Below are 7653 nucleotides of genomic sequence, written 5' to 3'. Positions count from 1 at the left end.
ATCAGCGTATCGATGGGATTATCCTCAGGGCGGTGATTCAATTTAATATAGGTAACGGAAACCGGCAGCCCCCCTAAACCGACAACTGATCCGGCATTCTTGATCATTTCTATGATTTCCGTATTGCTCAGGTTTTGCCAATGGCGTTCCGTCGGAATGCCTTCTGCCCATTGATCCAACCCATCACTTTCAATAATGATCGCCAGGCATTCCCCAAAGGATGGATGAGGCTGCTCGGAAATATCAACAACAGTACCGGAAATAGTGGCATGGACATTGCTGGATACAGCACCCTCAGCAGCCGCGGCAATAACCTGTCCCTTCTTGACATTGTCACCTTTATTAACAATGGGCACACTCGGTGCACCGATATGCTGACGAACCGGAAGAATTACTTTATGCGGCAATTCACTTCTTTCAATGGCTTTTCCTTCAGTCAGTGTTTTGTGGGTATGGGGATGAATACCCCACTTGATTTTGCCAAACACCTAATGACCCCCTTTCATCGTTACTTGATAATTCTGATTATGATCGGTTTCTCCGCTTGCAGCGATCGATCCAGACATTTAAGAAGGTACATTACAGGTAAACCAAAAACCAGGGCTCCTAGTATCATCAGTAAAACCGCTGAAATCGTAAAGCGTAAAGATAGGTAGTAACCCAGGGATATGCCACAGCCCACAGCCAGCAATGGCAACATGTAAACGATAAAAGCAGCCAAGATCCTGTTGGTTTGCTTATTTTCAATTAAAACCCGTTGCCCCCTTTTTACACCTACCTCATCAATAACATCGAAAATCACGGCATTCGTCCCTGGACAAACACCACACTGCTCGCATTCGCTGTGTATGCTGGCTCTTACTTTGGCCAGTTTGCCGCTGGTTTCCATGACAACCCCTTCAATAAACCTTTCCATATCTGTTAACCCCCTTTTAACAACCTCCTTCCATCACTCATATTCCTGCCGATTACTGTGGCTACTGCAACACCCCCGATTTCGGTAATTTTTCCTGTCTTTCACCCCCCTGTTGAGAAACATAAACAGGCCATGGACTCCTCCCTTAATGGAAAAGCCTTCATGGCCTGTAACTATTTTATGAAATTATAACTGTCGGGGCTTACCGTCCATGGAATCGGCATCTTTCATAGGTGCTTTTTCCCCGGAAACAGCACATCTTTTTTATAGTTATTCACCATAAAAAAGAATATTCCTGCAGTAATTGCTACAAATTTTAAATTATTCCATCCGACATCTAAACTGTGAATGCATGCATGGGACAAGGCCCCCAATCCACCATGCACTCCAGCACCCGGGGGAGTGCACGCTCCAGAGTCGGCCTGGCACTCCAGGTGCCGCACTTCGTATAATTCTTGCAAAGAGGTCTTGGAACTCCAGAGAGCGGAAGCGCGGCTCAACTGCCACTCCCTTACATTTATTAATGAACAAAAAAAGAGACGCCCGGAAACGGAATTTCCGGGGTTGACAAAGCCGAAGATATCCCTGCCATTATATGTAGCGGATAAACCCCCAGGGCAGGTAAGAAGGATATTCCCACAAGTTAGCGAAATTAATACAATAATTTATTCTGGATGCAGTAAAAAATATTTATAACAATACTGCTCTGCTAGTAACATCTAAGTACCTGAGTTGTTATTACGGTTTGTAAAGCACCATTGCAGAAAGTAAATTACTCAAGCCTGACCCCATAAGGAGGTTTTCAATTGAGCTGCTATAAGTATTGGGAAAAAATTAAGGAAATAGCCGGATCTTTGAAGGATTATGACGGGTTAAAGCTGCGGGAAATGCCTCTGGATAAGGTCGTGCCGCTCCTGGATGCTGTGGAGGAGATAGCCCACGATCAGACCATCGATTTCCACTCAGCCAAGCATATCCTGGATGATCAAGTGATGAACGATGCCCTGAAAACAATCCGCAGCTTCTATGTGGATTTTGGAGTCAAAATAGAGACGGAAAATGCCCGGGAAATACTGAAGTCTGATGATCCATGGCATACCCTGGAGTCTTTCCATTTTTACAATAGATATCAGGGCCTGATCCGGAATGAAAGCCAGTTGGTGAGATTCACCCCCGAGCAGAAGTTCGTCTTCATCGGCAGCGGACCGCTTCCCCTGACCTTGATTCTCTTCAATAAAACTTTCGGTGTTCAAGGTATCGGCATAGAGATGCTGCCGGATGTAGCGGAATTATCCCGGAAGGTGATCGATAAGCTGGGTTTAAGCTCTCAGATAGAGGTGATTGTGGGAGATGAAACCTGCCTAAATGATATTGACTACGATATTGTGATGGTTGCAGCCCTGGCTGAGCCTAAAGAACGGGTTTTTACTAATATCTGGGACTCCGTGGAAACCTCCACCCCTGTCATCTACCGAACCTACACGGGCATGAGGGCGATCCTTTACTCCCCGGTCACTGAGCGAGCAACCCGGGGGTTCCATAAGGTGGTCATGATCCTTCCCACAGGCAAGGTGAATAATACCTCTGTGCTGATCAGGAAAGAGGTATAGGGGACCCCGGGATAGATGCCATGGACCCCATGCCATCTGGGTGGCCCCATCATATGATAAAAACGGGGGCCGAAGTCGAACGTTGAGGACTTGCATAAATATTTTCAGTCCAACTTCGGCACCTCACTCCTATTTTTATGTAGGGTAACTGTTCATTTGTGCCGCGCTTCCTCTCCCACGTTTTCAGCGACTCCTATTTTTATGTAGGGTAACTGTACCCACCACACCCCATTCGTCCAGCTGCTCACTTGGCAACTCCTATTTTTATATGGGATAAACTGTACCTGCTTCATTTTTTCCAAACCCCTAACTCCGGCTTCCGACATCATAAATGGAAAGCATGCTCTCTATATTTATGCAATGGGGTGTATAAACTGGCATCAGATTCAGAGAAGCTCTATCATTACCTACTTTCAACATCCATGGGGAGAACTTCAGGAATAGATAAAACATTTTAAAAATTTATAATGCATATTTATCATTTTTGGGTTATAATTATACATGGTCATTTTGACCAGAAGAGGACGCAGAATAGGATTGTTCTTATTGGAGCCATTATTTTACATGGTCATTCTCTGACCGCAAGTGTTAGATAGCCTATGGGGGGAATAACTTGGAAACAGCCGGCTGTCAGATTGAAAGAGCACAAGCAGCAGACACAGATGCAATGCTGAATTTGTGGAGATGTATACCGGGGATTGGGGTGCGTCCAAGTGACACTGATCAGTCGCTCAGGGCTTTTATGAACAGGAATCCCTCTACCTGCCTGGTGCTGCGGATAGATGGGCGCTTGATGGGAACTGTTTTGGGCGGGTTTGACGGGCACCGTGGTTATATATATCATTTGGCGGTACATCCCGATTATCAGGCAGAGGATACGGCAAGGCGCTTCTTGACCGGGTGTGCCGGGAGCTGAATGCCCTGGGGGCTCCGAAAATCCACCTGTTTGCCTTCAACGATAACCAGACAGCAGCTAACTTCTATCTCGGCCAGGGATGGGAGGAGCGCAGGGATATTCGGGTTTTTTCATGGGATGCCGGTAAAAGTGTCACCGAAGAAGGCCAGTGGGTTTACTGATACCTTGATAACCGGTCTTCAAGGGCACTAACGCCATCACCCCCCCCCCCGAATGAAACCGTCCCCGGTTAATAACATCTTTGGATCGTGTTTTCGGTATTGGCTTTCTGAGGTGGGGCAGCAGAAACACTCCCCGTTCACCGTTGCACCGGAGTCAGGAACGGCAAATCCGGTTGAGCAGCAGTTCTCAGCTTAAAGGAAAAAGTAAGTCTTAGGTAATAATAATACAGTGAGATACAGATGGACAGCATCCCTGTATCCCCGAAAAAAATAAAAGAGGTGGGCTTTAAATGAAAGCAGACAATGTAATTATTATGGGTGCAGCCGGGAGGGATTTTCACAACTTTAATACCTATTTCAGAGATAATCCGGCTTACCGGGTTGTGGCCTTTACGGCTACTCAGATCCCAGATATCGAAGGAAGGCTATATCCTCCCACACTGGCAGGCAAGAGCTACCCTGAAGGCATCCCTATTTACGCTGAAGAAGAACTGCCGGAATTGATCAAAAAGCATGACGTGGATCAGGTTGTCTTTGCTTACAGTGATGTATCTCATGAGTATGTGATGCACAAGGCATCTTTGGTACTGGCCTGTGGAGCTGACTTCAGGTTGATGGGGCCGGAGACCACAATGATCAAGTCCAAGTGCCCGGTGGTGGCGGTAACATCGGTCAGAACCGGCGGTGGGAAAAGCCAGACAACCAGGTATGTCGCTGAAATACTGAAAGAAGCAGGCAAAAAGGTGGCAGTAATCAGACACCCCATGCCCTACGGTAACCTGGAAGAACAGGTGGCCATGAGGTTTGCCACTTATGAGGATTTGGATAAATTCAAGTGCACCATCGAAGAGAGGGAAGAGTTTGAGCCCCATATCGACAACGATATAGTGGTTTACGCCGGGGTTGACTATGAGATAATACTGCGCCAGGCAGAGCAAGAGGCAGATGTGATTCTCTGGGACGGAGGGAACAACGACATTCCCTTCTATTTCTCCGATGTACATATAGTGGTGGTTGACCCGCACCGTCCTGGACACGAGACCAGCTTCCACCCGGGTGAAACAAATCTGCGTATGGCTGATATCGCTGTGATCAACAAGATCGACTCTGCGGACCCAGCCTCTGTAGAAGAGGTCAAGGAAGCTGTAGTCAGGAACAACCCGCAGGCGAGGATCATCATGGCCAACTCTCCGATCACAGTTGAGCAGCCCGAGTTAGTCAAAGGGAAAAAGGTGCTGGTTGTAGAGGATGGGCCAACACTTACCCATGGAGGGATGGCTTACGGCGCCGGGGTGATCGCTGCTGAACAGTTGGGTGCAGGTGAAATGATCGATCCCCGCCCCTATGCAGTAGGCAGCATCAAGAATACATTCGATAAATACACCCATCTGTCCAAACTCCTTCCGGCGATGGGTTACGGCGAGACCCAGATTGAGGAGCTGGAACAAACCATCAACAACTCCCCTGCTGAAGTCGTGGTCATCGGAACACCGATCGACCTGCGCCGGGTAATGTCTCTAAAGAAACCCGCAGTAAGGGTCAGGTACGAACTGGAGGAAGTAGGCACTCCCCAGATAAAAGAAATGCTGGAAAAGCTGCTTTAAGGGACGTGAGACGTTGAGACGCGGTGAGACGCGGGGACGGTTCTCGCGTCTCACTTTTGGATCAAAGGGACGGTTTTCTTAATTCACTTTGGACCACAGAGGCTGAGGCGACAGGGGAACAGTATCCTATCGCCTCATACATTTTGGGTGTGCAGAGCGGGTAACTCACCGCCGATGGTAGTTTTAGAACATGCAGTTCAATGGCCTGAACACCGCCCTAAAGAAAACGTGACAAAAGGACAGTCCCTTGTCACCTTGTCATGCTAATCAATCTCCAAACTGAAGGGGTTATACTCCACATCCCAGTCGTAGGTGTCCACTGCTTCCTTCTTCTTCACCCGCCCTACTGCCAGATAGGTGAGGGGTGTGGCGGCTATTTCATAAAGAACCTTAAAGACGTACTGGGCAGCCATCATGCTGAGCAGAACCGGTACAGCAACTGTTCCCGCAAAGGCGATGGTGATAAAAACTGCGGTGTCAATGGCTTCACCTACTATGGTTGACCCGATAGTTCGGGTAAAGAGCCATTTTCCCCTGGTAAGCAGCTTCATTTTCGATAAGACAACTGCATTGCAGAATTCCCCCAAAAAATAAGCAACCAGAGAAGCAGCCACAACCCTTGGGGTCATTCCCAGCACAACCTGATAGGCATTCTGGGACTGCCAGAAATCCGGGTGCGGCAGAGCCACGACCAGCATGAAAACTGCCGCCATCAAGAGGTTGCAGGCAAAACCCGTCCAGATGATCAGCCGCGAGCGCTTAAACCCGTAAACCTCAGTCAGGATATCTCCGAAGATATAGGTCACCGGGAAAAGGATCACCGCAGCCGGCAGGACCATGCCTAAAACTGAAATCAGCTTGCCCGCGATAATATTGGAAATCAGCAGACAGGTGACAAACAGGCATCCCAGTACAACATATAGAGATGATACTTTTCTGGTTTCCTTCTGCATCATGACAGCACCTCGACCATTATTCTATAATAATAAATGTATTCAGTACACCCCGCTTGGCTTCCTCCATTACTGATGCTAAAAATTTGCCACACGCCTGGTCTGCTAAGAACCGAGGCAGGTAATCTGTGCGATAAAAATTTTAGCACAATCGCTCAAACACCTTATGCAGCCGCGGTTGCAACTCGTGCGTCAGCCCTGGGCTTCGCCCACGTGCTTTCTTTTACTATAGTTTTGCGAAATTTTTATTGAACACCTTGACCGGAAGGTAAAGCCCAATTATTACTGCTGCCATATAATAAACCTTCAAAGAAAATAATACGTATGATTCTGTATTTTGCATTACGAGCACATCCAGCACGACAATCCCAATGAAGGCCACTACTAATATCAACTTATTCTTTATTCTATCCTTATCTTTTCTAAGTTTAAAGCTCTTCTTTCCAATATAGTTAACGATCAAAACAGCAGCAAGTGTATTAATCGCTGCAACGAGAAGAAACCCTAGATTTACCTGATAATCAAGAATAAGTCTGCCATTTATAATCATCTGGGAAAGATAATTAGAGATAAGATCGATTACCCATAGACACCCAAATACTAATATCACAATCTCCAAGTATCTGAACGCCTTCAGCCAGGGGAACTTTTTGGGCTGTGCAGACTCAATGATGGTTTCACAAAAGGATTGATAATCTTCCCCAATAACCTTTTCGATATCTTCACCCCGCTGCTGGGCTTCGAGAAACATACCGATGATTTCCTGGAGAATCTCTTCTGTTTCCAGTTCATCCAAAGAGCTGGTCATTAAATAAAAGTCTATATCGGTATAGATTTCATGGTTTTTAGGGGTGAGCTTTTCGCTCAGCTCAATATTCTTTTTGATCAGCTCATTTAAATCACTCATTTTGATCCTCTCCTTTACAACCCTTGAAAACAAGATCGATCACATCACGCAGTTCCAGCCAGGTCTGATAAAAAGTTTCCAGTTCTGCCTTCCCCTCCTCTGACAAGGAGTAGTATTTTCGTTTGGGGCCGTAAGGGGATTCTCTGGTTATGTTGTTCAGCAGTTTATTCTTCTTCAGCCGGATAAGCAGGGGATATACTGTTCCCTCACTGACATCCTGAAATCCGTATTTTTTAAGTTTTTCAACGATTTCATAACCATAGGTCTCCCCATCACAGATTATTTTCAAAATGCATCCTTCCAGTAATCCTTTCAACATCTGGGGGTTCACTCATCATCTCACCTCCCGCTACTATGTTTTGCATAGTAGATGGTCTAAAAAAAATAGCTGCCCGGATTTTTCTTGACTATATTGTAATACAAAGTAGTTGATAATGCAAGACAAAAAAAGTGGATCAGTGGATCAGGCTGACGGTTCTTGTGATCTACTTCTGATCCACTTTTCAATAGTTTTCACACAGTCTGACGGTTTTCGTGATCTACTATAGCAAGGATGCCTGGCGGAAATAGAGGTCGGAAGCCGGAG

The 7653-nt window shown here is 46.5% G+C and carries 7 protein-coding genes and 2 pseudogenes; 4 read left to right on the top strand and 5 right to left on the bottom strand.

Annotation, left to right across the window (positions count from 1 at the left end):
* Together SSCH_RS08890 and SSCH_RS08885 are read right to left on the bottom strand one after the other, a co-directional pair.
* Positions 1–488 (bottom strand): annotated as a pseudogene (locus tag SSCH_RS08890) (electron transport complex subunit RsxC); the annotation flags it as partial.
* Between the two features lie 20 nt (positions 489–508).
* Positions 509–916 (bottom strand): SoxR reducing system RseC family protein, encoded by a 408-nt coding sequence (locus SSCH_RS08885; protein ID WP_044665153.1) that lies wholly within the window; start codon positions 914–916, stop codon positions 509–511.
* A gap of 806 nt (positions 917–1722) precedes the next feature.
* On the opposite strand from SSCH_RS08885, the gene SSCH_RS08875 reads away from it, so the two are divergent.
* The 4 genes and pseudogenes from SSCH_RS08875 to SSCH_RS19195 all read left to right on the top strand — a co-directional run bounded on the left by SSCH_RS08875 (position 1723) and on the right by SSCH_RS19195 (position 5371).
* The gene (locus SSCH_RS08875) at positions 1723–2526 is read left to right on the top strand and encodes a nicotianamine synthase family protein (protein ID WP_044665151.1); all 804 of its coding nucleotides are present in this window, start codon (positions 1723–1725) and stop codon (positions 2524–2526) included.
* A 667-nt stretch (positions 2527–3193) separates the two neighbouring features.
* Positions 3194–3603: pseudogene (locus SSCH_RS21900) on the top strand (GNAT family N-acetyltransferase).
* 290 nt (positions 3604–3893) lie between these two features.
* The gene (locus tag SSCH_RS08865) at positions 3894–5207 is read left to right on the top strand and encodes a cyclic 2,3-diphosphoglycerate synthase (RefSeq protein ID WP_044665150.1); all 1314 of its coding nucleotides are present in this window, start codon (positions 3894–3896) and stop codon (positions 5205–5207) included.
* Between the two features lie 23 nt (positions 5208–5230).
* Positions 5231–5371: a hypothetical protein gene (locus SSCH_RS19195; RefSeq protein ID WP_198142321.1), complete on the top strand. Its 141-nt coding sequence runs from the start codon at positions 5231–5233 to the stop codon at positions 5369–5371.
* Positions 5372–5470: 99 nt separating this feature from the next.
* Here SSCH_RS19195 and SSCH_RS08860 read toward each other — a convergent pair whose 3' ends face one another.
* From SSCH_RS08860 to SSCH_RS08850, 3 genes are all read right to left on the bottom strand, one after another.
* On the bottom strand, positions 5471–6163 hold the full coding sequence (locus tag SSCH_RS08860; protein ID WP_198142320.1) for a queuosine precursor transporter: 693 nt from the start codon (positions 6161–6163) through the stop codon (positions 5471–5473).
* Positions 6164–6386: 223 nt separating this feature from the next.
* Positions 6387–7067 carry a DUF1048 domain-containing protein gene (locus SSCH_RS08855; protein ID WP_044665148.1) on the bottom strand — a complete coding sequence of 227 codons (681 nt, stop codon included), beginning with the start codon at positions 7065–7067 and terminating at the stop codon, positions 6387–6389.
* Positions 7060–7386, bottom strand: coding sequence for a PadR family transcriptional regulator (locus SSCH_RS08850; protein WP_156972207.1), 327 nt, complete (start codon positions 7384–7386; stop codon positions 7060–7062). Before SSCH_RS08850 ends, SSCH_RS08855 begins: the two co-directional genes overlap by 8 nt.
* Positions 7387–7653: the final 267 nt, after the last annotated feature.

The organism is Syntrophaceticus schinkii, assembly GCF_000946815.1.
Taxonomy (GTDB): Bacteria; Bacillota; DSM-12270; order Thermacetogeniales; family Thermacetogeniaceae; genus Syntrophaceticus; species Syntrophaceticus schinkii.
This window is presented reverse-complemented; position numbering and strand designations above follow the sequence as displayed.

Excerpts from the sequence above, each read along its gene's own strand:
- SSCH_RS08885 (WP_044665153.1), bottom strand. The coding sequence starts at position 916 with ATGGAAAGGTTTATTGAAGGGGTTGTCATGGAAACCAGCGGCAAACTG.
- SSCH_RS08865 (WP_044665150.1), top strand. The coding sequence starts at position 3,894 with ATGAAAGCAGACAATGTAATTATTATGGGTGCAGCCGGGAGGGATTTT.
- SSCH_RS08860 (WP_198142320.1), bottom strand. The coding sequence starts at position 6,163 with ATGATGCAGAAGGAAACCAGAAAAGTATCATCTCTATATGTTGTACTG.
- SSCH_RS08855 (WP_044665148.1), bottom strand. The coding sequence starts at position 7,067 with ATGAGTGATTTAAATGAGCTGATCAAAAAGAATATTGAGCTGAGCGAA.
- SSCH_RS08850 (WP_156972207.1), bottom strand. The coding sequence starts at position 7,386 with ATGTTGAAAGGATTACTGGAAGGATGCATTTTGAAAATAATCTGTGAT.